17 protein-coding genes and 1 riboswitch are annotated in these 23,428 nt (G+C 72.2%); of the genes, 9 read left to right on the top strand and 8 right to left on the bottom strand.

The features are described from left to right. The first annotated feature begins 106 nt into the window (after nucleotides 1–106). Nucleotides 107–7,633, top strand: coding sequence for a hypothetical protein (locus MKL20_RS25695; RefSeq protein WP_244039028.1), 7,527 nt, complete (start codon nucleotides 107–109; stop codon nucleotides 7,631–7,633). A gap of 261 nt (nucleotides 7,634–7,894) precedes the next feature. Here MKL20_RS25695 and MKL20_RS25700 read toward each other — a convergent pair whose 3' ends face one another. Beyond that, nucleotides 7,895–8,335 carry a DUF1489 family protein gene (locus MKL20_RS25700; RefSeq protein WP_244039063.1) on the bottom strand — a complete coding sequence of 147 codons (441 nt, stop codon included), beginning with the start codon at nucleotides 8,333–8,335 and terminating at the stop codon, nucleotides 7,895–7,897. 65 nt (nucleotides 8,336–8,400) lie between these two features. After that, on the bottom strand, nucleotides 8,401–9,405 hold the full coding sequence (locus MKL20_RS25705; RefSeq protein ID WP_244039029.1) for a hypothetical protein: 1,005 nt from the start codon (nucleotides 9,403–9,405) through the stop codon (nucleotides 8,401–8,403). Nucleotides 9,406–9,549: 144 nt separating this feature from the next. Between MKL20_RS25705 and MKL20_RS25710 the strand changes: the two genes are divergently transcribed. From MKL20_RS25710 to metA, 6 genes are all read left to right on the top strand, one after another. Beyond that, a complete protein-coding gene (locus MKL20_RS25710; protein WP_244039030.1) occupies nucleotides 9,550–10,725 on the top strand; it encodes an MFS transporter in 1,176 nt (391 codons plus the stop codon). A 67-nt stretch (nucleotides 10,726–10,792) separates the two neighbouring features. Next, nucleotides 10,793–11,917: an ABC transporter permease gene (locus tag MKL20_RS25715; protein WP_244039064.1), complete on the top strand. Its 1,125-nt coding sequence runs from the start codon at nucleotides 10,793–10,795 to the stop codon at nucleotides 11,915–11,917. 25 nt (nucleotides 11,918–11,942) lie between these two features. Next, nucleotides 11,943–12,737, top strand: coding sequence for an ABC transporter ATP-binding protein (locus tag MKL20_RS25720; RefSeq protein ID WP_244039031.1), 795 nt, complete (start codon nucleotides 11,943–11,945; stop codon nucleotides 12,735–12,737). Nucleotides 12,738–12,835: 98 nt separating this feature from the next. After that, the gene (locus MKL20_RS25725; RefSeq protein WP_243963277.1) at nucleotides 12,836–13,918 is read left to right on the top strand and encodes an MlaD family protein; all 1,083 of its coding nucleotides are present in this window, start codon (nucleotides 12,836–12,838) and stop codon (nucleotides 13,916–13,918) included. 121 nt (nucleotides 13,919–14,039) lie between these two features. Continuing rightward, the gene (locus tag MKL20_RS25730; RefSeq protein WP_244039032.1) at nucleotides 14,040–14,621 is read left to right on the top strand and encodes an ABC-type transport auxiliary lipoprotein family protein; all 582 of its coding nucleotides are present in this window, start codon (nucleotides 14,040–14,042) and stop codon (nucleotides 14,619–14,621) included. A gap of 122 nt (nucleotides 14,622–14,743) precedes the next feature. Then, nucleotides 14,744–14,849: riboswitch (SAM-I-IV-variant riboswitch) on the top strand. 37 nt (nucleotides 14,850–14,886) lie between these two features. After that, on the top strand, nucleotides 14,887–15,840 hold the full coding sequence (gene metA, locus MKL20_RS25735; protein ID WP_244039033.1) for a homoserine O-succinyltransferase: 954 nt from the start codon (nucleotides 14,887–14,889) through the stop codon (nucleotides 15,838–15,840). On the opposite strand, the gene MKL20_RS25740 is transcribed toward metA, so the two are convergent. The 3 genes from MKL20_RS25740 to thiE form a co-directional block, all read right to left on the bottom strand. Beyond that, nucleotides 15,800–16,426 (bottom strand): helix-turn-helix domain-containing protein, encoded by a 627-nt coding sequence (locus tag MKL20_RS25740; protein WP_244039065.1) that lies wholly within the window; start codon nucleotides 16,424–16,426, stop codon nucleotides 15,800–15,802. The genes metA and MKL20_RS25740 overlap by 41 nt on opposite strands. 97 nt (nucleotides 16,427–16,523) lie before the next feature. Then, nucleotides 16,524–17,339 (bottom strand): bifunctional hydroxymethylpyrimidine kinase/phosphomethylpyrimidine kinase, encoded by an 816-nt coding sequence (thiD, locus tag MKL20_RS25745; protein WP_244039034.1) that lies wholly within the window; start codon nucleotides 17,337–17,339, stop codon nucleotides 16,524–16,526. Then, nucleotides 17,336–18,046, bottom strand: a complete 711-nt coding sequence (gene thiE / locus MKL20_RS25750; protein WP_244039035.1) for a thiamine phosphate synthase — start codon at nucleotides 18,044–18,046, stop codon at nucleotides 17,336–17,338. Before thiE ends, thiD begins: the two co-directional genes overlap by 4 nt. Nucleotides 18,047–18,250: 204 nt before the next feature. Between thiE and MKL20_RS25755 the strand changes: the two genes are divergently transcribed. Further along, entirely contained in the window at nucleotides 18,251–19,246 is a 996-nt protein-coding gene (locus tag MKL20_RS25755) for an NUDIX hydrolase (RefSeq protein WP_243963281.1), read from the top strand. Nucleotides 19,247–19,566: 320 nt separating this feature from the next. Here MKL20_RS25755 and MKL20_RS25760 read toward each other — a convergent pair whose 3' ends face one another. Beyond that, nucleotides 19,567–20,802, bottom strand: a complete 1,236-nt coding sequence (locus MKL20_RS25760; protein ID WP_244039036.1) for a YbfB/YjiJ family MFS transporter — start codon at nucleotides 20,800–20,802, stop codon at nucleotides 19,567–19,569. Nucleotides 20,803–20,879: 77 nt separating this feature from the next. Here MKL20_RS25760 and MKL20_RS25765 point away from each other — a divergent pair, with 77 nt between their 5' ends. Continuing rightward, a complete protein-coding gene (locus MKL20_RS25765) occupies nucleotides 20,880–21,749 on the top strand; it encodes a LysR family transcriptional regulator (RefSeq protein WP_244039037.1) in 870 nt (289 codons plus the stop codon). Between the two features lie 68 nt (nucleotides 21,750–21,817). On the opposite strand, the gene panB is transcribed toward MKL20_RS25765, so the two are convergent. Further along, nucleotides 21,818–22,636 (bottom strand): 3-methyl-2-oxobutanoate hydroxymethyltransferase, encoded by an 819-nt coding sequence (panB, locus tag MKL20_RS25770; protein ID WP_244039038.1) that lies wholly within the window; start codon nucleotides 22,634–22,636, stop codon nucleotides 21,818–21,820. A 193-nt stretch (nucleotides 22,637–22,829) separates the two neighbouring features. Continuing rightward, nucleotides 22,830–23,426 (bottom strand): rhodanese-like domain-containing protein, encoded by a 597-nt coding sequence (locus MKL20_RS25775; RefSeq protein ID WP_244039039.1) that lies wholly within the window; start codon nucleotides 23,424–23,426, stop codon nucleotides 22,830–22,832. Nucleotides 23,427–23,428 lie beyond the last annotated feature (2 nt).

The following is a 23,428-nucleotide window of genomic DNA, read 5'->3' on the forward strand; positions in this document are numbered from 1 at the left end:
ATCGGCAATCGGTGTCCGCGTCTAATCCTGTAATGGTAAACGGGAAGTTGCGTCTCTGGCATCAGCCTCCCCAGGTGCCGGTGAAACCCGTGTGACGAGGCGTTGAATGGCGACCGAGAAGAAGCTGAAGGACCCGGCCGAGGCCGCGCTCTCTGCGATCGAGCAGGCGCTGAACCTCGACGCCCTGACGCCGACCGGCACCGAGAGCCGCGCAGAGCCGCGCCTGCCCGATGTCGGGGATGCCGATCCCCTGCTCGACGGCGCCCTCGATCCGGCCGGCCGCCAGATGCCGCCGCGCCTCGACCTCGATCCGCCGCTCGCCTCCGACCTGCCCCCGCCCGGCCGCGAGCGCCCGCGCCGCGAGGGCGGCCTGCTGCCGCCCGACCGCTCGCTGGTGGCGAACGACGACCGGCGCAACATCGGCATCCTGCAGCAGACCCTGCGGGTGCGCTCCTCGCCCAAGCCTTATCTGTTCGCGTTGCTGGCCGGCCTCACCTGGATCGCCGGCCTGGTGCTGGTCGCCTGGCTGCAATCCGGCGGCGACCTGCGCGGTGTCGTCTCCGGCCTCACCGCCCTCCAGGCGACCGTGGGCGCCGCCGCCCTGCTCGGCCCGGTCGTGCTGTTCGTGATCGCCGCCATGCTGGCGGCACGGGCCCATGAGATGCGCCTCGTCGCCCGCGCGGTCGGCGAGGTCGCGGTGCGCCTGGCCGAGCCCGAGAGCTTTTCCACCGACGCCGTGCTGACCATGTCGCAGACCGTGCGCCGCGAAGTCGCCGCGGTCGGCGACGGCGTCGAGCGCGCGCTGGCCCGGGCCGGCGAGCTGGAGACCCTGGTCCGCGGCGAGATCGCCACCCTGGAGCGGGCCTATTCCGACAACGAGATCCGCATCCGTTCCCTGGTCGAGGAGCTGGTCGCCCAGCGGGAATCCATCGTCACCAATGCCGAGCGCGTGCGCGGCGCGATCACCGGCTCGCACCAGAGCCTGAGCCAGGAGCTTGAGGGCGCGTCCGAGCGGATCGTCATGGCGCTCACCGGCGCGGGCGAGCGCGTGACCGGGGCGCTCGACGCCCGCGGCGCCGCCATCACCGCCTCCCTGGGCGAGGCGGGCGACCGGGTCGTCAACCTGATGACCGGGCGCGGCGACGAGCTGATCGAGAGCCTCGCGAACACGAGCGAGGGCGTGCGCGGCAGCCTCCTGGAAGTCGGCGAGACCCTGACGCGGGCCTTCGAGACCCGTGCCCGCGACGTGAGCGGCGCCTTCGAGGCGACCGGGACCGCCCTCACCGGGCGGATCGCGGAGAGCACCGCCTCCGTGGCCCAGAGCCTCGCCGAGACCGGCCTGCGCGTGAGCGAGTCCCTGGAGCGCCAGGGGGGCGTCGTGCGCGAGAGCTTCGAGCGCTCGGTGATCGGCCTGGAGAACGCCTTCCTGTCGCGGGGCTCCGAGCTGACCGAGCGCTTCGGCGCGATGGGCACCCAGATTACCGCGCGCTTCGCCGAGACCGGCGCGGCCCTCACCCAGGACATCGCCGGCCGCGGCCTGGCCCTGCGCACCGAGATCGAGACCGCCGGCCTCTCCGTCGCCGAGGCGATCGAGAGCCGCGGGCGCGACGCCCAGGCCGCCCTGGCGCTGGCCATGGGCGGCGTCGGCGAGACGCTGACCAACCAGGCCGGCGCGGTGCGCGACGACCTGATCGGCACCGCCGAGCGGATCGCCGAGACGGTCGCGGACCGCGGCAACGCCCTGGCCGAGCGCATGGACGGCATCGCCGCGCGCCTGCACGACACCGTGACGGTGCAGGCCTCGGATCTCGAGACCCGCGTCGCGGCCGCGGCCGAGCGGGCCGGCGGGCACATCACCGAGCGGACCCAGACGGCCACCGAGAGCCTGGAGAGCGCCTTCTCGGCGCTCGGCCACGGCTTCGAGGCCGGCGCCGCTTCCGCGGTCCAGTCCCTGCGCGGCTCGGCGAGCGCCGTCACCGGCGAGGTCGAGGCCCAGACCCGCGAGGCCTCCGCGCGCCTGGTCGATACCCTCCAGACCCTGCGCCATGGCTCGGCCGAGGTGACCAGCGCCGTCGAGGCCGAGACTGCGGGCCTGCTGGCCCGCTTCCGCGACGCCGCCGACCGGGCCGGCACCGAGTTCGGCGAGCGCGGCGCCGCGGCGGTGGCCGCCCTGCGCGCCGCCCTGGACGATCTCAACCGCGAGCTGTCCGCCCGCACCGGCGACGCCACCGGCAGCCTGACCCAGGCCGCCCGCGCTATCTCGGACGACCTCGCCGCCCGCATCGGCGAGATGGAGGCCGCCTTCGGTGCGCACGGCAAGGGCGTCGCCGAGCTGCTGGCGAGCCATGCCGAGGAGACCCAGACCCGGATCAGCGGCACCGGCCGCGACATCGTGCTCGCCGTGGCGAGTCAGGGCGCGCGCATCGCCGACACCCTCAGCCAGACCGGCGCGAGCTTCGCCGAGACCGTGGACGTGCGCGTCCGGGCCATCGACGAGACGCTGGGCAGCCGCCTCTCCGCCCTGCAGGAGACCATCGCCCGCGGCGACATCCTGGCCGACCGCATCGGCCGCGACACCGCGACCTTGGGCGAGAACGTCGGGGCTCGGCTGGAGGAGATGGACCGGCTCATCACCGTCAAGGGCCAGGCGGTGGCCGAGACCATCGCGACCCGCGCCCGCGAGGCCGGCAGCCTGGTCGAGACCCATCTCGGCAACCTGGAGGCGCGCTCGGCGCAGCGCGCGGCCGAGATCGGTGAGGTCGTGGCGAACCTGGTCGACCACGTCGACGGCCGGATCGACTCCCGCGGCAAGGCCCTGAACGAGGCGCTGGCCGCCCGGACCGGGGAGATGGCCCGGATCATGGAAGAGGGCAGCCGCAACCTGGTCGCGGTGCTCGACGGCCGGGCCGAAGGGCTCGGGCAGGATATCGACCGGCGCACCGCCGAGATGGCCCGCCGCATCGCGGGCAGCGCGGAGCATTTCGATGCCGGCGTCATCAGCCGCCTGCAGGAGATCGCCAACGCCCTGGAGGAGCGCGCCCGCCTCGTGGACGAGAGTTTTGGCGTGCAGGCCTTCGAGGCGATCCGCCTGATCGAGGCGCGCACCCGCGCCGTGGACGAGGAACTGGCCGGCCGCACCCGCGACCTGGTCGCCACGATCACCGACCGCACCGGCGGCATCGACAAGGCGATGGCCGAGAGCATCGGCACCCTCACCGGCGCCGTCGCGGAATCGACGCGCGTTCTCGAAGCCTCGCTGTCGGGGCGCGTGCAGGAGATCGTCCAGCTGGTGGACGAGCGCGCCCAGAGCGCCGACGCCGCCCTGTCCGCCCGGACCGAGGCCGTGCGCGCGGCCTTTGCCGAGCGTTCGGAACTGCTGGCGAAGCTGATCGACGAGCGCATCACCGCCATGTCGAGCGAACTCGACGAGAAGGGCCGGAGCGTGTTCGGCGCCATCGGCGGCCGCATCACCGAGCTGGCCCGCCTGTTCGACCGCGGCGGCACCTCGCTGGCCGAGCTGATCGACCAGCGCGGCGAGAGCGTCCTGTCGAAGCTGCAGCAGACCATCGCGGATGCCGAGCGGATGCTGGAGGCCGGCGAAGGCCGCCTGGGCCACACCCTGTCGAGCCGCACCGCCGATATCAGCGGCCTGCTCGATGAGGGCGTGCGCTCGGTCCACGGCCTGCTCGACGACCGCACCAACCAGATCCGCGTGATGCTGGACGGCCATGCCGGCACCCTGGCCAGCACCCTCGACGGCCGCATGGGCCCGCTCAACGAGGCGCTGGATACGCGCAGCCGCGCCCTGATCGCCGCCGTCGAGGACGCCTACGGCAACGCCGCCGGCAGCCTGGATTCCCGGACGCAGGCTCTGGGCAGCCTGTTCGACGAGCGTCTCGGCCATCTGGAGAATCTGGTCGAGGGCCGCGGCAACCGCCTCGCCGAGACCCTGGAGGCCCGCGCCCAGGGCCTGCGGACCCTGTTCGAGGAAGCCCACAACGCCCTCGACGCGGTGGTGGAAGGCGGCGGTGGCCGCTTCGCCGCCTCGGTCGACACCAAGATCCAGGCCTTGCGGACGATGCTGGAGGAGGCGCCCGCCGCCGTCACCGCCCTGGTCGAGACCCGGGAGCGCCAGCTCGCCGCCACCCTCGACAGCCGCACGCAGCGCCTGCGGGCCCTGTTCGAGGAGGCACAGGCCGGCCTGCGCGACCTCGTGGAGGTGCGCGGCCAGGAACTCGCCGACACGATCACGACCCGGACCGAGGGCCTGCGCCAGACCCTCGATGCCGCCCCCACCGACATGGCCGACCTGCTGGACGCGCGCTTCGCCGACCTGCGCGCCCTGTTCGAGCGGGCGCAGTCGGAGATCGACCGTCTGGTCGATGGCCGCAGCCGCGAGATCGCCGGGACGATCGAGCATCGCACCCAGGCCCTGCAGAGCGTGATCGAGCAGGCGAGCCCGGCCATCGCCGGCCTGATGGAGGCCCGCGAGCATCAGCTCGCCGAGGCGTTCGAGGCCCGAAGCGGGCAGCTTGAGGCCCTGTTCGAGCGGGCTCAAGCCGAGATCGACCGCATGGTCGACGGCCGCGGCCGCGAGATCGCCGGGACGATCGAGCATCGGACCCAGGCCCTGCAGACGGCGATCGAGCAGGCGAGCCCGGCCATTGCCGGCCTGATGGAAGCCCGGGAGCACCAGCTCGCCGAGGCCTTCGAGGCCCGCAGCGGCCAGCTCGAAGGCCTGTTCGCGCGGGCTCAGGCCGAGATCGACCGCATGGTCGACGGCCGCAGCCGCGAGATCGCCGGGACGATCGAGCATCGGACCGAGGCCCTGCAGAGGGCGATCGAGCAGGCGAGCCCGGCCATCGCCGGCCTGCTCGAAGCGCGCGAGAACCAGTTCGCCGAGACCCTTGAGGCCCGCAGCGGCCAGCTCCGGACCCTGTTCGAGCGGGCGCAGGCCAGTCTCGAAACCTCCGTGGAGAACCGCGGCCGGGAGATCGCCATGGCGGTCCAGGCGCGTACGCAGGACCTGCGCAACCTCCTCGAAGCGGCGCCCACGGGCGTCGCCGCCCTCCTGGACGCCCGGATCGAGACCCTGCGCGCGACCTTCGACGAGGCGCGTTCGGCGATCGAGGCGCTGGTCGACGAGCGCAGCCAGTCGCTGCTCGACGCCGCGCAAGGCCGCACCGGCTCGCTGGTCGAGGCCTTCGACGCCCGGATCCGTGACCTCGACGGCGTCGTGGAAGGGCGCACCGCCGCCCTGGTCCACTCCGTCGAGACGCAGACTGAGGCCCTGGCCCGGGGCGTCGACGCCCGCGCCGACGCCTTCACCCAGCGCATCGACAGCCGCATGCGGTTGTTCGCCACCCTGGTCGCCCAGCGCGCCGAGACGCTGGCCAACGCCTTCGACGACCGCCACGACGCCTTCGCGGGTCTCATGGACGAGCGCACCGCCAGCCTGGTGGCCGCCCTCGACGAGCGGGCGCGGGCGCATGCCGAGCAGGTCGACGCGCACAACGCCGCCTTGGCCGAGACGCTTAGCCGGCGCGAGGCCGCGCTGGCGGGCCTGATCGATGCCCGCACCGAGGCTCTGGGGGCCGGCTTCGAGCGCCGCGCCACCGCGCTCGGCGCCCTGGTCGATGCCCGCGGCGAGGCCCTGTCCCGCCGTCTCGCGGAGAGCGCTGAGGCGCTGGTCCGCGCCATTGAGGAGAAGGGCGGGGCGTTGATCGCCAGCGTCGACGGCAGCGGCCGTGCGGTCGGCGACAGCCTGGAAGGGCATGTCGCGCGCCTGCGCGCCGCCATCGACGGGCCGATGCTCGACCTGTCGCGGGCCCTGGCCGACCGGGCCGATTCGATCGAGCGGGTGCTGATCGAGACCGGCGTGCCGCTGGCCGAGACCCTGCGGCTGCAGACCGAGGAACTCGCCGCGCAGTCGCGGGCCTCGGCCGAGCTGCTCCGCGCCGCCATCGACGACGGTGCGGGCCGCGCCCTCACCGAGCTGTTCGAGACCAACGACCGGCTCGGCCGGGAGCTGGGCGCCGTCCTCCAGCGGATCGAGGGCGCCAACGCGGCACTCGGCGAGCTGGTCTCCGGAGCCGGCACCAATCTCGGCGCGATCGAGCAGGGTCTGGCGGGCCGGGTCGAGCAGGTCCAGTCGGCGCTGCAGCGCATCGCCGCCGAGACCGGCCGCGCCACCGCGGGCGTCGCGGCCCAGGTCGAGGCCCTGCGCGAGGTCGCCAATACGGCGCTTCGCGAGGCGTCCGGCCTCGCCGAGACCCTTGATGGACGGGGCCGCGCGCTGGGCGAGCAGACGTCGGTGCACGTCTCGGCGCTCGACCGGGCGGCGTCCTCGCTCGCCGCGATCGAGGAGCGGCTTGGGGCGACCCTGTCCGGCCGCGAGGCGGCGCTGGCCGAGGCGCTGGCGGGCTTCGAGACCCGCGCCAGCGCCCTGGAGCAGCAGGGCGGCGCGCTCGCCGAGACGATCGAGCGCACGCTGCGCAGTGCCGAGGAGCGCGCCTGCGCCGTTGGCGAGTCGCTGACGCGCTCGGCCGAGGGGGCGGGGGCTTCGGTCACCAGCGCCTTCGAGGGTCTGAAGGACAGCGCCGGGGCCGAGAGCGAGAAGGCGGCCCAGGGCGTGCGCCAGGCCATCGAGGAGGCGGCGCGGGAGATGCGCAGCGGTCTCGACGAGGCGCAGACCAAGTTCGGCGCCTCCGTGTCGTCCCTGCGGGAGATGGCGGGCTCGATCCGTGGCGAACTCGACGCGACCCGCGCCGAACTCGCCCGGGGCGTCCTCGATCTGCCGCGCGAGACGCAGGATGCCACCGGCGAGATGCGCCGGGTGGTGGCCGACCAGATCAAGGCGCTCAACGAGCTGTCGGCCCTGGTCTCCCGCACCACCCGCTCGGTGGATGTCGCCCAGCCGCAGGCCCAGCGGCGGGTGGCGGAGGGCGGTTCCCGCGCCGTCGCGGCGCCGCAGGCCAGCAGCGCTCCGGCTCCGTCCGCGGCGCCTGTCCAGACCGTGTCGGCTCCGGCCCTGCCGGCGCCCGCGGCTCCGGCGCGGTCCACCGCAGCCCCGGCCCGGATCGAGGCGCCGCGGCCCTCCGCGACCGCCCGTCCCGTCGCCATGACGGCCGGCGGCGCCAAGCGCGGCTGGCTGTCCGACCTGCTGACCCGCGCCTCCCTGGATGAGGATGACGATGCCGAGGCGGAGGCGACCACCGCCGCTGCTCCGGCGGGGCGTCAGCCCCAGGCATCGTCCCCGGCATCGTCTCAGGCTCCTGCAGAGACCGGCCGGATCGCCCTGGACACGATCTCGACCGACATCGCCCGGATGATCGAGCACCGGACCGTGGTCGACCTGTGGGAGCGCTATCGCCGGGGCGAGCCGAACCTGTTCGACCCGCGCATCTACACGCCGCAGGGCCGGACAACCTTCGCGGAGATCCAGCGCCGCTACCGGTCGGATGCGGAGTTCCGCCGCAGCGTCGACCGCTACGTGGGTGAGTTCGAGCGGCTTTTGGGCGACGTGGTCAAGAACGACAGCGACGCCAAGCGGACCGACGCCTACCTCACCTCGGAGACCGGCAAGGTCTACACCATGCTGGCCCATGCCAGCGGGCGGTTCGACGGCGCGTAGGACGACAGCCGGTGCGGGCGCTCACAGCGCCCGCGCCGGCGAAACCGGGCCAGAGCCTGTCTGACCGCCCGATGGCATTCGCACGGCGGTTCCGGCTGACGATATCCCAATCTCCGCCCTCATCCTGAGGTGCCGAAGCGCAGCGGAGGCCTCGAAGGAGCCCTCCAGGGATCGCGCGGGCTGGCTGGAGGGCTCCTTCGAGGCTGCTGCGCAGCGCCTCAGGATGAGGGCTTTGGTCGGAAAGATCGGCCCGACAGCCCCTTACAGGAGGCCGAGGCCGACCAGCTCGCGGCGTAGCGCTTCGGGCATCTCGGCAAGGTCGCCCGATTGCCCGGCCCCGAGATCGGCCGGCGCGTCGCGGGCCGTGAGGTAGCGCCAGCCCTGGAACGGGCGGCAGGGGCGGGGCGACACCGGAACGAGGCGCGGGTCGAAGACCAGCCGGCAGCGCGGGATGCCGTCCTCGTCCGTCAGCTTCTCGATCGCGGTGATCGCCTGCCGGCAGGACAGGGTCCCGCGGATCACCCAGTAGATCGAGCCCTTGCCGGCAATCTCGCGATGGCGCTTCGGCAGGGTGCGGGTGACATGGAACGGGTCGGCCGGCCGGCCCTCGCGCAAAGCCTCGGCCCGGTACCGCTCCTGACGGGCTTCGAGGTCGGCGATGGAGGCGGGTCCGACGCAGAGCTTGATCAGGTTCAGGGCCACGGGGGTTTTCTGCCTCACGACCCTCGGCGGGCGGGCGCCCCTGATAGCAGGGCCACTCGGCGCCGTCAGGCGAACAGGGCGAGCCGCTGCTCCGGCGGTAGCGCGTCGATCGCCGCGAAGCTCAGGATCGGCGCCTCCGGCTCGGCGGCGGGTTCCGGGGCGGCGGTATCAGGGTCGGCCCAATCCGCGTCGGGCCAGTCCTCTTCGGGTGCTGAATCGGCACCATCGTCCTGATCGACCGCGTCGTCGCCGAGCATGACCGGGGCGGGCGCCTCGGCCGCTCCGAATACCTCGGCCCCCTCCCGGTTCGAGACCGGCAGGAACACGATATCCTCGTGGAGCGGCGGGCTGCCGGGGTGGGCGACGCGGGCCGCCGCCGTGACGGCCGGGACCTCCAGGGCGATGTAGCGGTCGATGTCGCTCTGGCAGAGATCGGACGGCGGGGCCTCCGGGCCGATCGCCGGATCGCGCGGCATCGGCGGGACCCGCTCGGGCTCGCCGCCCCAGATCGCGATCATCGACGCGAGCCGGTCTTCGAGGTAGCGCAGGGTGTAGACGATCCGGGCGGTCCGCTGGGCGGTGAGGTCCTGGAACGAGCAGGCGGTGTAGATCGCCGTCGCGTGCCGATCGAGGGTGTCGCAGGTCGGGGCGTCGGCGCCCCGCTCGCGCAGGGTCCAGGCCGCCTCCTGGATCGCCTCGGCCGAGCCGAGGATGTCGGAGGTCGCCTGCTCGGTCTCCCGCACGATGGCGTCCAGCGCCAGGGAAGCCTGGGTGAGGCGGGTCTGCTTGCTGTCGCGGGCGCTGATCGCGGCGATCTCGGCCTTGGTCTGGCTGATCGCCGCGGCCATCTCGACGAGATTGCCGTGCAACTGCCCGAAGGTCTGGTGGTCCCGGTCGGTGGTCACCGCGCGTTCGAGCCGGCTCATCGCCCCGAGCAGCATCTCGGTCTCGGCGGCGCGGTTGCGGCGGGCGTATTCGGCCAGGAACCAGCGCCCGCGCTCGGTGAGGCCGATCGTCGCCTCGATCGCTTCGTATTCGGCCGGGGCACTCGCGGGGGCAGAACCGGACATGGGATCCCTCCGAACCCGAAAGGCGGGTGCGGCGACGGCCGGCACACGGCACGACCCGGAGGTCCGCAAATTGACAGGGAGGGTTTAACGGGCGCTTACGGCGTCCGGGCTTCCAACCCGCCTCCTCCGAGAAACCCCCCATCCGTGCTTCGTCCATCCGGCCCGGCGCGCCTGTCGCTGCTCTACGCCGTCGTCTTCACCGAGATCGGCATCGCGATGCCGTTCATGCCGCTCTGGCTCGATGGCCTCGGCCTCGATGCCGGCGTGATCGGCGTGCTCCTGGCCCTGCCGATCGCCACGCGGATCGTCGCGACGGCGCCGCTGATGAGCCTGCTCGACCGGGGCCTGGGCCCGCGCCGGCTGATCCTGCTCGGCAGCCTCGCTCTCAGCCTGACCTACGCGCTGATGCCCGGCGCCGCCGGGATCGGCTGGCCCTTTCTCGCGATGCTGGTCATCCTCAACGCCGTCGCGGGCGCGCCGCTCGTCCCGTGCATCGACTACCTGACCCTGGCGGCCGTGCGCCGCGACGCCCGCCTGGTCTATGCCCGGATCCGGATGGCGGGCTCCATCGCGTTCCTGCTCGCCAACCTGGCGGGCGGCCTCCTGCTCTCGGCGCTCGGCGGCCAACTGGCGGTGCCGCTGCTGCTCACCGGCCTCGCCCTGGCGGCGGGACTCGTTGCCTGGCGCAGCCGCTCGGTCGTGGCCCTGCCCCAGGTCCCGGCCGGCGCCGTCCGGCCGCGCCTGCCGCTGACACTGTGGCTCTGCATCGGCGCGGCGGCGGCGATCCAGGCGAGCCACGGAGCGATCTACGGGTTCGGCAGCATCTACTGGACGAGCCAGGGCATATCGCCGGTCTGGGTCGGCGCGCTCTGGGCGACCGGCGTTCTGGCCGAGATCGCGCTGTTTGCCGGCATCACCGCCCTGCCCGCGTCCTGGCGCAGCCCCGTGCGGCTCCTGACCCTCGGCGCCGGCGCCGCGATCCTGCGCGCCGTCGGCATGTACCTCCTCGGCGACCACCTGGCCGCCCTGGTGCCGCTCCAGTGCTTGCACGGCCTGACCTTCGGGGCGACGCAGCTCGGCGCGATGGCCGCGGTCTCGGCCTTCGCTCCCGAGGGCGCGCGCGGGCGGGCGCAGGGCACGCTCAGCGCCGTCAACGCGAGCATCTCCGTGGGCGCGACCCTGCTGAGCGGCGTCGCCTACCGGGCCGGCGGCCCCCTCGCCTTCCTGCTGATGGCGCCGCTGGCCGCCTGCGGGCTGGGCTTGGCGCTCGCCTCCGGCCGCGCCAAGGGGGTGACGTTGGACACGGATCGTCAACCGTAATGTCGACATAACCCCACGGCAGGGTGGTGCCTCCAATCGAGGAGTGAGGGTCTTGCTGAGCGAGGGCATGGTTCCCGGCGCGTCGCTGCGGGACCGGCCGGCGGAAGGCCGGTTGGCGCTCGACGGGCGCTGGACCGCCGATCAGGCGCCGACCGTCGAAGCGAACGCCGCGCGTCTCCTGGCCGCCGGCCGGGCCGGCGCGGTGGCGGTCGACCTGTCGGGGATCGAACGGCTGGATACGCTGGGCGCCTGGGTGCTCGAGCGGACCCGCGCCGAGATCGCGCAGGCGGGGGGCGCGCTGACCTATGTCGGCGTGCGGCCCGAGCACCGCACCCTGCTGGGCGAGGTCCGCCTGCGCGAGCCCGACTCCGCGCCACCGGCCCGGCCCGGCCGCATCCTCGGCGCCCTCGACACGGTCGGCCGCGAGACCGTGCGCGGCGGCCACGAGTTCGTCACCGCCCTCGCCTTCCTGGGCGAGGTGATCGCCGCCTGCGGGCGGGTCGCCCTGCGGCCGGGGACGTTCCGGGGCACGGCGCTGGTCAATCAGATCCAGCAGGTGGCGTTCAACGGCACGCCGATCATCGTGCTGATCTCGTTCCTGGTCGGCGGCATCGTCGCCCAGCAGGGCATCTTCCAGCTCCAGCGCTTCGGCGCCCAGACCTTCGTGGTCAACCTGATCGGGCTGCTGATCCTGCGTGAGATGGGCGTGCTGCTCACCTCGATCATGGTCGCGGGCCGGTCCGGCTCGGCGATCACCGCCGAGATCGGCTCGATGCGCATGCGCGAGGAGGTCGATGCCCTGCGGGTCATGGGCCTCGATCCCGTCGAGATCCTGATCGTGCCGCGGGTGCTGGCCCTGATGGTCGGCCTGCCGATGCTGACCCTGATCGGCGACATCGCCGCGCTCACCGGCGGCGGCCTCACCGCCATGCTGTACGGCGGCCTGACGCTGGATCAGTTCCTGGTCCGGCTCCAGGCGGCGGTGGGCGTGCACCACGTCATGGTCGGCCTGATTAAGGCGCCGTTCATGGCGCTGATCATCGGGATCCTCGCCACGATCGAGGGCTTCGCCGTGGAAGGCTCGGCTGAATCGCTCGGCCGCCACGTCACCGCCTCAGTCGTGAAGTCCATCTTCATGGTCATCGTCCTCGATGGATTGTTCGCGGTGTTCTTCGCCGCGATCGATTTCTGAGCCCGTCCTGATGATCGCCCCCGCCATGCCCGAAACCGAAGCCGGCCCCGCGCCCATCATCCGGGTGCGCGACCTCGTGGTCGGCTTCCGGGACCGCAACATCCTGAAAGGTCTGAACCTCGACATCCGGGCGGGCGAGATCATGGGCTTCGTCGGGCCCTCGGGCCAGGGCAAGTCGGTGCTGACCCGGACGATTCTCGGCCTCACGCCCAAGCGGGCCGGCACGATCGAGGTGTTCGGCCGCGACGTCGACGGCATGACCCATGCCGAGCGCCGCCGCATGGAGCAGCGCTGGGGCGTGCTGTTCCAGCAGGGCGCCCTGTTCTCGGCGCTGACCGTCAAGCAGAACATCCAGATGCCGATGCGCGAGCACCTGAACCTGTCCGAGCGCCTGCTCGACGAGTTCGCCCGGCTCAAGATCGAGATGGTCGGCTTGCAACCGGATGCCGCCGACAAGCTGCCCTCGGAGCTGTCCGGCGGCATGATCAAGCGCGCGGCGCTCGCCCGCTCCCTGGCGCTCGATCCCGAGATCCTGTTCCTGGACGAACCGACCTCGGGGCTCGACCCGATCGGCGCGGGCGAGTTCGACGACCTCGTCTCCACCCTGAAGGAGACGCTGGGCCTGACCGTGTTCATGGTCACCCACGACCTCGACAGCCTCTACACCGCCTGCGACCGCATCGCGGCGCTCGGCGACGGCCAGATCATCGCCGCCGGGACGATCGAGGAGATGCTGGCGAGCGACCATCCCTGGTTGCGCTCGTATTTCCACGGCAAGCGCGCCCGCGCCATCACCACAGGCGTGCCGGCGCATGCCTGACCGTCCCTTCCCCCTGATCCCGTCCCGCTCCCGTCCGGGATCGGTGACACGCAGCTCGGCCGGACTTGTTTCGCCGAGCGGAACCGCAGGCTGACCGCATGGAAACCCGCGCGAACTACGCCCTCATCGGGGCCTTCACCCTCGCCGTGATCCTGGCGGGCTTCGGCACCGTGCTGTGGCTCTCCGGCGGCTCGTCGCGGCAGGTCAGCCAGACCGTCCGCATCGTGTTCTCCGGCTCGGTTGGCGGGCTCTCCCGCGGGTCGAGCGTGAACTTCAACGGCATCAAGGTCGGCGAGGTCACCGATATCCGCCTCGCCCCGCAGGACCCGCGCCGGGTGCTCGCCCAGATCAAGGTCGATCCCTCGACGCCGCTCCGGGCCGATACCCGCGCCCGCCTCGATTCGGCGATGCTGACCGGCGTCTCGGTGATCTCCCTGTCGGGCGGCAACGCCGACGCGCCGGTGCTCACGCCGATGGCCAACGGTGAGCCGCCGACGATCTTCGCCGATTCCTCCGACATGCAGGACATGATGGCGCTGGCCCGCCAGGTGGCCCAGCGCGCCGACGACATGCTCGCCCGCCTCGACCGGATCGTGGCCGGCAACGAGGGCGCGATCAACCGCGCACTCACCAACGTCGAGGCGTTCTCGAAGACGCTGGCCGAGGCCGGCCCGAACATCGCGACCCTGGTCAAGGCGGTGGATGGGGTGAAGCTCGGCCACGTGATCGACAATGCCGACCGCTTCTCGGCGGCCCTGTCCAAGTCCAGCCCGGACATCGAGGGCGCCGTGCACGATGCCCGTTCGCTGGCGGCCAAGCTCAACGCCTCGGCCGACAAGATCGACGGGGTGCTCAACGGCGCCCAGAGCTTCCTCGGCTCCGCCGCCGGCCAGGAGGGCTCCAGCACGTTTACCGAGATCCGCGCGGCCGCAGTCTCGGTGCGCGACGCCGGCAAGGCGTTCCGCGTCATGTCGGAGAACCTCGACAAGCGCACCGCCAGCATCTCGACCAATTTCGGCCGGCTCAGCGGCACCGGACGCCGGGAGGTGGAGGCCCTGTCGGGGGACGGCCAGCGCACGCTGAACACCCTGAACCGCACCGTGCGCAGCCTGGAACGCGATCCGAGCCAGGTGATCTTCGGCGGCAAGCCATCGTTGCCCGAATACAACGGCGGCCGGTGAAAGTGCCGTGCGCCGGGTCGATGTGTCCCGGCGCACGGCACGGATACGGGCGAGGGATAGTTTCTGCGGCATAGCTTATACAGCTCCGCCGCGCGTCGGCGGGGTTCCTCAGGTTGTGCGTATGGCCCGCTCGTCCCACCTCCTCGCCGCCGCGCTGCTCGCCGCCCTCCTGGGCGGCTGCGGCGGCGGCGCGGCACCGCTGACCTTCGATCTCGCGGCGCTCCCGCCGGCCGGTCGCCCGGTTGCCGCCGGCCGCTCGATCGCGGTCTCGGAGCCGGTGGGCATCCAGCCGTTCGAGGCCGACCGGATCATCGTGCGCGAAGGCGGCGGCGCCCTCGCCTTCCTGGGCGGCGGCCAATGGGCCGACCGGCTGCCGCGGCTGATCCAGACCCGCCTCCTCCAGAGCCTGGAGAATTCCGGCCGGCTCCGCTCGGTCAGCCGGCCCGGCGACAAGGTCGTGGCCGATTACCAGCTGATCAGCGAGATCCGCGCCTTCGACATCCAGGCGACGACCGGGGAGGCGGTGGTCGACCTGTCGCTGAAGCTCGTCGCCGACGGCACCGGCAAGGTCACCGCCGCCCGGATCTTCACCGCCCGGGTGCCGGTGGCGAAGATCGATGCCGGCAACGGTGCCCAAGCCCTCGACCAGGCGCTGACCATCGTGCTGGCCGACGTGGTGCGGTGGGTGAATACCGGGCGGTAGCCACCCGCCTCTCGGATGGGATTACCGCAACGGCGGCCATTATGGCCGCTGCGCGTGCGAAGTGAGTTCTCGGTCGGCAGCAAGCCGACCCTTGAACAACCTGAGCCGTCTCGGTAATTCTGGCCGCACATCAAGAGTCGGGCCGACGCTCGACGCCAACCTGCCGATCCGGGCAAGGTGGCGCTCCGCAAGGAGGATGTGGCCGAGCCGGCAACCAAGCGGATCAAGCCACGCGCGTCGGTTTCCGAAGGAGGGACGACGCACCGTGCCAATCAAGATTCCCGACGATCTCCCCGCTGCCCGCGCCCTGGAGGCCGAAGGCGTCGTGGTGATGCGCGAGACCGACGCGGTCCGTCAGGACATCCGGCCGCTGCGGATCGGCCTGCTCAACCTGATGCCCAACAAGATCAGCACCGAGACGCAAGTCGCCCGCCTGCTCGGAGCGAGCCCGCTTCAGGTCGAACTGACCCTGGTCCGGATGACCGACCATGTCGCCCGGAATACCCCGGCCGAGCACATGGATGCGTTCTACCGGCCCTGGAGCGATGTCCGGAAGGAGCGGTTCGACGGATTCATCATCACGGGAGCCCCCGTCGAGCGGCTACCCTTCGAGGCGGTCCGGTACTGGGCCGAACTGTGCCGCGTCTTCGACTGGACGCACTCGCACGTCCACAGCTGTCTGACGATCTGCTGGGCGGCGCAGGCGGCGGTCTACCACGCCCACAGGATCCCGAAGCGGACACTCGCGCAGAAGGCGTTCGGCGTGTACCGCCACCAGAATCGCGCCCCGGCCTCACCCTATCTGCGCGGCTTCTCGGACGAGTTCTGCGTCCCGGTTTCCCGCTGGACGGAGGTGCGCCAGGAGGACATCCCGGAAGGGTGCGGTCTGTCCGTCCTGGCCGACAGCCCGGAGACCGGCTTGTGCCTCCTCGGCGATCTGGAGCGCCGGTCGCTCCACATGTTCAATCACTTGGAATATGATACGGCCACGCTCGCCGACGAATACGTCCGCGATGCCGGCGCTTCGGTGCCTGCAAACTATTTCCCCGACGATGATCCGTCCAAACCGCCGCGAAACACGTGGCGGAGCCACGCGCATCTGCTGTTCGGCAACTGGATCAGCGAGATCTATCGCACCACGCCGTTCGACCCGGCACGGATCGGCGAGGCCGAAAGCCTCACTCCATCACCGCCGCCTTCAGGATCACCACCATGGTAGCCCGGGCCGGGCCTTCGGTGCAGCGCACGAGGTGCGGGCGGTCGCAGCGGTAGCGCAGGGTCTCGCCGGCCCGGGCGCGCTGCACGCTGCCGCCGATCTCGACCTCGAACGCGCCCTCGGCGACCGAGAGCGATTCCACCGAGCCGCGCTGGTGCGGGTCCGAATCGAGCACGCCGCCGGGATCGGCCGTGACCTCGTACCATTGCAGCCACTCGATCGTCTTGATCCAGCCGGTGATCGCCAGCCGCACCTTGCCGTCTTCCGAGACCAGGATCGGCGTGTCGGCCCGGGAGGTCTTTTCGATGAACGGCTCCTCGTCGCCGGCCGCCAGGACCCGGTCGATCGACACGTCCAGGGCCTGGGACAGCCGCCAGATCGTCGCCAGCGTCGGATTGGTCTCGTTGCGCTCGATCTGGCTGATGATCGATTTCGCCACGCCCGATTGCTCGGCGAGCTCCGACAGCGAGAGGTTGTAGGCCTTGCGCAGGCGCTGGATCGTCTTGCCAAGCTGGCCGGAGAGCACTTGCGCCCCGGTCAACAGGTCGCGTCCGCGCGCCCGGTCGGGCCGTTCCGCCTGGTCCTGCATCGTCACCGGTCCACCCAGGCCGTTCCGTTATACGAACGATCGTGCGCTTCTTCAAACGCAATCGCCGTCCGGACGCAAGGCGGGCGCCCCCCTTAAGTTAGGGCCAGATCGCGTGAAAGTGGTGGACCGGGCCGTGACCGGAGCCGATCGCCAGCCGATCCGCCGCGATGAGCGCCGCCGTGAGGTAATCCTTGGCGGCCGCCACGGCCTCCGGCAGCGTCAGGCCCCGGGCCAGCCCGGCCGCGATCGCGGAGGACAGGGTGCAGCCGGTGCCGTGGGTGTTCCGCGTGGCGAGTCGCGGGGCCGCGAAGGTCTGCGCGTGACCGTCGGCAGTTACGAGGTGATCGACGCTCATGGCGCCGGTCCCGTGTCCGCCCTTGATCAGCACGGCGCGGGCACCGAGCGCCACCAGCCGCCGGGCCTGGGCCGCGGCACCCGCCTCGTCCTCGGCCACGGCCTCGCCGAGCAGCACCGCCGCCTCCGGCAGGTTGGGGGTGATCAGGTCGGCCCGCGCCAGCAGCCGGTCCCGGAGCGCCGCCACGGCGTCCTCCGAGATCAGCCGGTCGCCGCTGGTGGCGACCATCACGGGGTCGAGGACCACCGGGATTTTGCCGGCCTGCCGTGCCAGCCCGTCGGCCACCGCTTCGATCACCGCGATCTGCGACAGCATGCCGATCTTCACGGCGTCGACCGCGAGGTCGGAGAAGACGCTGTCGATCTGCCGGGCCACGAAATCGGCTGGCACGTCGTGGATGCCCTGGACGCCCCTTGTGTTCTGGGCCGTGAGTGCCGTGATCACGCTGGCGCCGTAGACGCCGAGGGCCGAGAAGGTCTTGAGGTCGGCCTGGATGCCGGCGCCGCCGCCGGAATCCGAGCCCGCGATGGTGACCGCGATGGGGCTGGCGCCGCTCACCGGGCGGCTCCCCGCGCCGCCAGGGCGGCGTCGATGGCCGCGCGCAGCTCCCGGGCGCGCTGCCGCACCGGCTCCGTGCCGAACAGGGCGGTGATCACCGCGACGCCGTCCGCCCCGGCGGCGATCACCGGGGCGGCGTTGTGCAGGCCGATCCCCGCGATGGCGCCGAGCGGCAGGCCCGCGCCCCGGGCGAGCCGGGCCCGGAAGGCGATGCGCGAAAAGCCGTCGAGGCCGACCGGCGGGTCGGGATTGTCCTTGCTGGTGGTGGCGAACACGCCGCCAATGCAGGCGTAATCGACCGGGAGCCGGTACAGCTCGTCGGCCTGGGCGGCGGTCTTGACGGTCAACCCGATGATCGCCCCCTCCCCCAGCAGGCGGCGCGCCTCGGCCGGGTGGAGATCGCTCTGGCCGAGATGGACGCCATCCGCCCCCGCCGCCAGGGCGAGATCGACCCGGTCGTTGACCAGAACCGGCACCCGGCCTCCCACGGCGGCCTGGATCGCCCGGATCCGCGCGAGGGCGGCGCGGGCATCCGGGATGTCCTTCTCGCGGTATTGAAGCAGGGTGGCGCCCCCCGTCACCGCGTCGGCGGCGAGGCGGGCGAGATGGTCCCCGTCCGCGCCGCAGATTCCGACATCGAGGAGGCCGTAGAGCCGCAGGTCGACGGGCCGGCTCCCGGCCGTCGCGGAGATCGCGCTCGCTGCCATCGTGGTCCCCTGCCCCCGCCGGACCTGGCCCCGCGCCGGCCCCGCGCCGACACGTCTCGGGCGGCTCTGTTTGGGCAGGGACGGCCGGCTTGGCAACCCGTCCGGTCACACGGCCGCGTTGACGCGGGGCGATCCTGTCCCCCTATAGGGACGGATCCGGTCTGAAAAAATCCCGCGCCCGGCGGGAGAGGGTTTCGAGGGGCGATGACGGTCGGCGAGGCGCAGACGGGTGCGCGCGGGGTACAGGCCCTGCCGGAGCGCTCCTCCGTGGGCCTCGTCGCGGTGATCGTCGCGGCGACCAAGGGGGAGCCGCGCGCCCTGACCATCCGGGTCCCGGATCAGGCGCCGGGCCGCGGCGACGGCCTGCCGGCCGGGCCGCTCGTGCCCGAGCACGCCACCCTGGAGCGCGGCCTGCGCGCCTGGGTGGAGCGGCAGACCCATCAGCGCCTCGGCTATGTCGAGCAGCTCTACACCTTCGGCGACCGCGACCGCTCCGGCGGCGACGAGGCGCCGGAGGCGCACGCGCTCTCCGTGGCCTACCTCGCCCTGGTCCGCGAGGAGCGCCCGGCCGGCCTGGCCGAGGCGGCGTGGCAGAACTGGTATCGCTACCTCCCGTACGAGGATTTCCGCAAAGGCCGCCCGCCCCAGCTCGACGCGATCGAGAGCCGGCTCGCGGCCTGGGCGGCCGAGCCCGAGGATTGCGCCATCCGGACCCGCCGCCTCGACCGCCTCGGCCTCACCTTCGGGATGAACGGCGGCACCTGGAACGAGGAGCGGGTGCTGGAGCGCTACGAATTGCTGTTCGAGGCCGGCCTGATCCCGGAGGCGCGCGGCAATGCCGGCCCGGCGGTGCAGAACGACCCGACCGGCGTGCCCATGGCCTTCGACCACCGCCGGGTGCTCGCTACCGCAATCGGCCGGCTGCGCGGCAAGATCAAGTATCGCCCGGTGGTGTTCGAGCTGATGCCCCCGGCCTTCACCCTGCTCCAGCTTCAGCGCACCGTCGAGGCGCTGTCGGGTACGCAGCTGCACAAGCAGAATTTTCGCCGGCTCGTGGCCCAGCAGGGGCTGGTGGAGGAGACCGAAGCCCTGACCAGCGGCACCGCCGGCCGGCCGGCGCGGCTGGTGCGCTTCCGCCGGGAGGTTCTTTTGGAGAGGCCGGCCCCGGGGCTGCGGCTGCCGTTGCGGCGGGTGGGGTAACCCACCACGCGTCGCTGCGTCCACACGCACGGCCGCGGGCGGCGGGAGGTTCGGACCGGATGCCGTGTCAGGCGGTCACCAGGCTTTCCAGCTATCGGCTTGGCACAACATAATCAGAAACAAGCCACTGAAAAAAGGCGCCTTTTCCCCTCCCCCCTGTGGGGCGACGACGTTCACACATCGGCTTGCGAAAGCCGCCATGCGCCCCCTCTCCCGCACGGGAGAGGGGACCGGCGCCTTCTGCGCCCACGGCATGATCACGGCCACGGTCGAAACCTGTGTAGTCCGTAGCCACAAGGGGGAGGAGCGCGCGTCGCGCCTTACAGAGGACGAGCTGTGAACATTGTCGAGTTCTCGGGGGCTGGTCGCGCGGCGCGCCACAGCCACAACGCCGTAAGCACCAGCAGCACGGTCGCGACGGCGCCGGTGCAGTCCAGCGCGTCCCAGCCGGCCCAGCGGCCGTGACCGAGGAGGCGCACCAGAACCGGGCCGACGATCTGTCCGGCCGCGAAGGCGGCGGTCATGCGGGCGAGGAGCGGCGTCGGGTTGTCGGGCCGCGCCTCGCGCGCGAGTTGCAGGCCCGCCATGGTGGCGACCATGAACGTGCCGCCCACCAGGATTGCCGAGGCCGCCACCGCCCAGAGGGCGTGGGCGGCCAGAGGTAGGCCGGTGCCGAGCGCCATGAGGCCCTGCGCCGCCGCCCAGAGGCGCTGGCGCGGCACGCGCGTCAGCCAGCGGGCCACGGCCGCGACCGACAGGGCGGCGGCCAGGCCGAACAGCGGCCAGGTCAAGCCGAACACTTTTGGGTCGGAGGCCAGTTCGCGGGCCATCGCCGGCAGGAACGTCGCCGGCACGATGTAGCCGAACCCGAAGATTCCGTAGCACAGGACCAGGGCCGCCTGCCCGCTGCGGAGGGGACGGGCGAAAGAAGCGGCTTCGCGCTCCTCGATCTCGGCTGGGGCCGTGCCCTGCCCCCGGGACAGGAACCAGACCAGCAGCGCGCCGAGCCCGGCGACCAGCCCCAGTTCGAGCCACAGCCGGGCCGCCGGCTGAATCCCGCCGAGCCAGGCCAGCGTGCCGGCGAGCGCGACGCCTAAGCCGACGCCGGTGTAGATCCAGGCCCCGAGCGCGCCGACCCGACGCCGGGCGAGCTCGGCCAGGCACCAGCCGCTCGCGCAGACCAGGGCCCAGGCGCCGAACACCCCGGCCAAGGCCCGCAGCCCGGCCCCGAGACCGGCCGGCGCGTCGTGATCGACCGCCGCCATCGCCACCGTGGTCAGCGCCACGCCGGCCAGGCTCAAGAGCAGGCCCAGCCGCGGATTGCCGGCGAACCGCGAGGCCGTCAGGGCGCCGACCAGATACCCGACATAGTTCGCCGCGGCCCATTCGGCGCCCGCGGCGGCGGTGAGGGTGCCGTCGCGCATCATCAGCGGCATCAGCGGCGTGAACGCGAACCGGCCGATGCCCATGGCGACCGCTAGGGCGACGAGGCCGCTGGCGACCACCGGCCAGGGCGCGCGTTCGGAATCGGTTGGGGCGTGCTGGAGCGTGCTCATGTCGGCACCCCTTGAACACCCTCCCGATGTTCTTGGAAAATGAATTTTTGTGACGTACGTTTCTCGTCATGAGAACGATGGATTTGGACGATCTCGACATCTTCCGCAGCGTGGTGCGCGAGGGCGGGGTGACGCGGGCGGCGAAGCGGCTGCATCGGGTCCCGTCCAACGTCACGACCCGGATCAAGCAGTTCGAGGCGCGGCTGGGTGTGGCCCTGTTCCGCCGCGAGGGCCGCAGCCTGAGCCTCACCGAGGCCGGACGCACCCTCCTGGGCCATGCCGAGACGCTGCTGCGGATGGCCGATCTGGCCGAGCAGGAGTTGCGCAGCGGCGTCGTCCGCGGCGTCCTGCGGCTGGGCTCGCTGGAGAGCGCGGCGGGCGCGCGGCTGCCGCCGATCCTGTCGGCCTTCCACGCGCAGTTCCCCGACGTCACGATCGAGCTGCAAACCGGCACGACCCGGGCCATGCTGAGGCAACTGGAGCGCTTCGAGATCGAGGCGGCCTTCGTCTCCGAGCCGGTCGATCACGCAAGCTTGTCGTCGGTGCCGGCCTTCGACGAGGAACTGGTGCTGATCACCGGCCGGAATGCGCCCGGGATCGGCGATGGCTCCCGCCGCCGGACCCTGGTGGCGTTCCCGCACGGCTGCTCCTACCGGCAGCGCCTGATCGAGTGGCTGGCCGAAGAGGGGGCGTCCTACGACCGGGTTCTGGAGATGAGCTCGTACCACGCCATCGTGGCCTGCGTGGCGGCCGGCACCGGCATGGCCATCGTGCCGGCGGAAGTGCTCGACCACGCGGTCCTGAGCACGGCGGTCGAGCGCCATCCGCTGCCGCCGCACCTACGCCGCAACCGGACCCGCCTGGTCTGGTCAGGGGAGGCCAGCGCCGCCCTGTCCGCCCTCATGGCGCTCCTGCCCGATAGGGCCGAGACCGGCCGCGCAGCGTAGGTCGCGCGCCTGGACCATCGAACGCGCGCGCTGACGCCGAACCGGAATCCACTTCGGTTGCGAGCGCTCTAGCCGTAGGTATGATCGTCCGCCGGGAACCGCCCGGCCCGCACCGCGTCGGCGTAGGCCTTCACGGCCTCCTCGATATGGCCGCGCAGCGACCCGAACTGGCGCACGAATTTCGGGGTGCGCTCGGACAGGCCGAGCATGTCCTCTAGCACCAGGATCTGCCCGTCGCAGACCGCCGAGGCGCCGATGCCGATCGTGGCGGCGGTGACCTGGGGCGACGTCGCGATGGCGCGCGCCACCGGCTCGACGATGCCCTCCAGCACGATCGCGAAGGCGCCGGCCTCGGAGATCGCCCTTGCGTCCTCCAGCAGGCGGCGCTCGTCGTCCGGCGCCCGGCCCTGGACCTTGAACCCGCCCATCGTGTTCACCGCCTGCGGCGTGAGGCCGATATGGCCCATCACCGGCACGCCGCGCTGAACCAGAAACGCCACCGTCTCGGCGAAATGGGCCCCGCCCTCCATCTTGATCGCCCCCGCCCCGGTCTCCTTGAGCACCCGGGCGGCGTTGAGGAAGGCCTGCTCCCGGCTCGCCTCGTAGGAGCCGAACGGCATGTCGACCACCACCAGTGCCTTGGCGGTGCCGCGGATCACCGCCTGCGCCTGCAGGATCATCATCTCCAGGGTGACGGGAATGGTCGATTCCATCCCGTGCATCACCATGCCGAGCGAATCGCCCACCAGGATGAAGTCGCAATAGGGATCGACGATGCCGGCGGTGTGGGCATGGTAGGCGGTGAGCGCGATGATCTTGCGCCCCTCGGCCTTGCGCTTGCCGATGTCGATGGCTCGGAGCCGGCGGGACTGCACGACCTGCGACATGGTTCAGACCTCTTTCGGCATCCCGGTCGAGTGCGGGTCCCCTCTCCCGTGCGGGAGAGGGACAGGGTGAGGGATGCGACTTTTCCGGAGAACCCTGGTCCCTCACCCCAACCCTCTCCCGCACGGGAGAGGGGGCGCGTTCCGCTGCATGCGCTTCGTTCGGCAGCTCTCATACACCGCCCCGCCCCGCGGGTCAGCGCCCCGCCTGCGGCTCGGCCGCCGCCTTCCACGCCGGATCCTCGCGCAGGGCCATGGTCTCGTGCGTCTCCTGCCAGCCCTCGACGCCCTCGGGAAACCAGCGGACGCCGGTATAGCCCTTGCGGACCAGGCGCTTGGCCGCGTTCCAGCTGCCCCAGCACTCGACATGACAGAAGACAACGACGGGCTTGGCCGGGTCGCCGCCGGTCAGCTCGGCGACCCGGGCGTAGAACAGGCGCTCGCGCCCCGGGGCCAGGGGCTCGGCCCCGGCCTCCGGCATCCAGACCGAGCCGGGGATCGAGGGATGCACCGGCAGCCAGAGCCGGCCGGCGGGGAAGTTCGACGGCTTGCGGTCGGGGGCGGCGACGTCGATCAGAACCGGCTTGTCCGGCCCCGCCATCAGGGCGGCGAGTTTTTCGGCGTCGATCACCGCGGCGCCGGCCAGCGTCCGCGGGGTGTAACCCTTCGGCGGCCCGGCATAGAGCCCCTCCGGCTCGGGCACGTTCACGGGTGAGTCCGCCGGGGCGGCGGCGAGGCAGCCGATGGCGGCCAGGGCCGCCGCGAGCCGGCCGATCAGGATCAGACGCGCCATGG

Source organism: Methylobacterium sp. E-066 (assembly GCF_022829635.1).
Classification (GTDB): Bacteria; Pseudomonadota; Alphaproteobacteria; order Rhizobiales; family Beijerinckiaceae; genus Methylobacterium.

Excerpts from the sequence above, each read along its gene's own strand:
- MKL20_RS25695 (WP_244039028.1), top strand. The coding sequence starts at position 107 with ATGGCGACCGAGAAGAAGCTGAAGGACCCGGCCGAGGCCGCGCTCTCT.
- MKL20_RS25705 (WP_244039029.1), bottom strand. The coding sequence starts at position 9,405 with ATGTCCGGTTCTGCCCCCGCGAGTGCCCCGGCCGAATACGAAGCGATC.
- MKL20_RS25715 (WP_244039064.1), top strand. The coding sequence starts at position 10,793 with ATGGTTCCCGGCGCGTCGCTGCGGGACCGGCCGGCGGAAGGCCGGTTG.
- MKL20_RS25720 (WP_244039031.1), top strand. The coding sequence starts at position 11,943 with ATGCCCGAAACCGAAGCCGGCCCCGCGCCCATCATCCGGGTGCGCGAC.
- MKL20_RS25725 (WP_243963277.1), top strand. The coding sequence starts at position 12,836 with ATGGAAACCCGCGCGAACTACGCCCTCATCGGGGCCTTCACCCTCGCC.
- MKL20_RS25730 (WP_244039032.1), top strand. The coding sequence starts at position 14,040 with ATGGCCCGCTCGTCCCACCTCCTCGCCGCCGCGCTGCTCGCCGCCCTC.
- MKL20_RS25740 (WP_244039065.1), bottom strand. The coding sequence starts at position 16,426 with ATGCAGGACCAGGCGGAACGGCCCGACCGGGCGCGCGGACGCGACCTG.
- thiE (WP_244039035.1), bottom strand. The coding sequence starts at position 18,046 with ATGGCAGCGAGCGCGATCTCCGCGACGGCCGGGAGCCGGCCCGTCGAC.
- MKL20_RS25755 (WP_243963281.1), top strand. The coding sequence starts at position 18,251 with ATGACGGTCGGCGAGGCGCAGACGGGTGCGCGCGGGGTACAGGCCCTG.
- MKL20_RS25760 (WP_244039036.1), bottom strand. The coding sequence starts at position 20,802 with ATGAGCACGCTCCAGCACGCCCCAACCGATTCCGAACGCGCGCCCTGG.
- MKL20_RS25765 (WP_244039037.1), top strand. The coding sequence starts at position 20,880 with ATGGATTTGGACGATCTCGACATCTTCCGCAGCGTGGTGCGCGAGGGC.
- panB (WP_244039038.1), bottom strand. The coding sequence starts at position 22,636 with ATGTCGCAGGTCGTGCAGTCCCGCCGGCTCCGAGCCATCGACATCGGC.
- MKL20_RS25775 (WP_244039039.1), bottom strand. The coding sequence starts at position 23,426 with ATGGCGCGTCTGATCCTGATCGGCCGGCTCGCGGCGGCCCTGGCCGCC.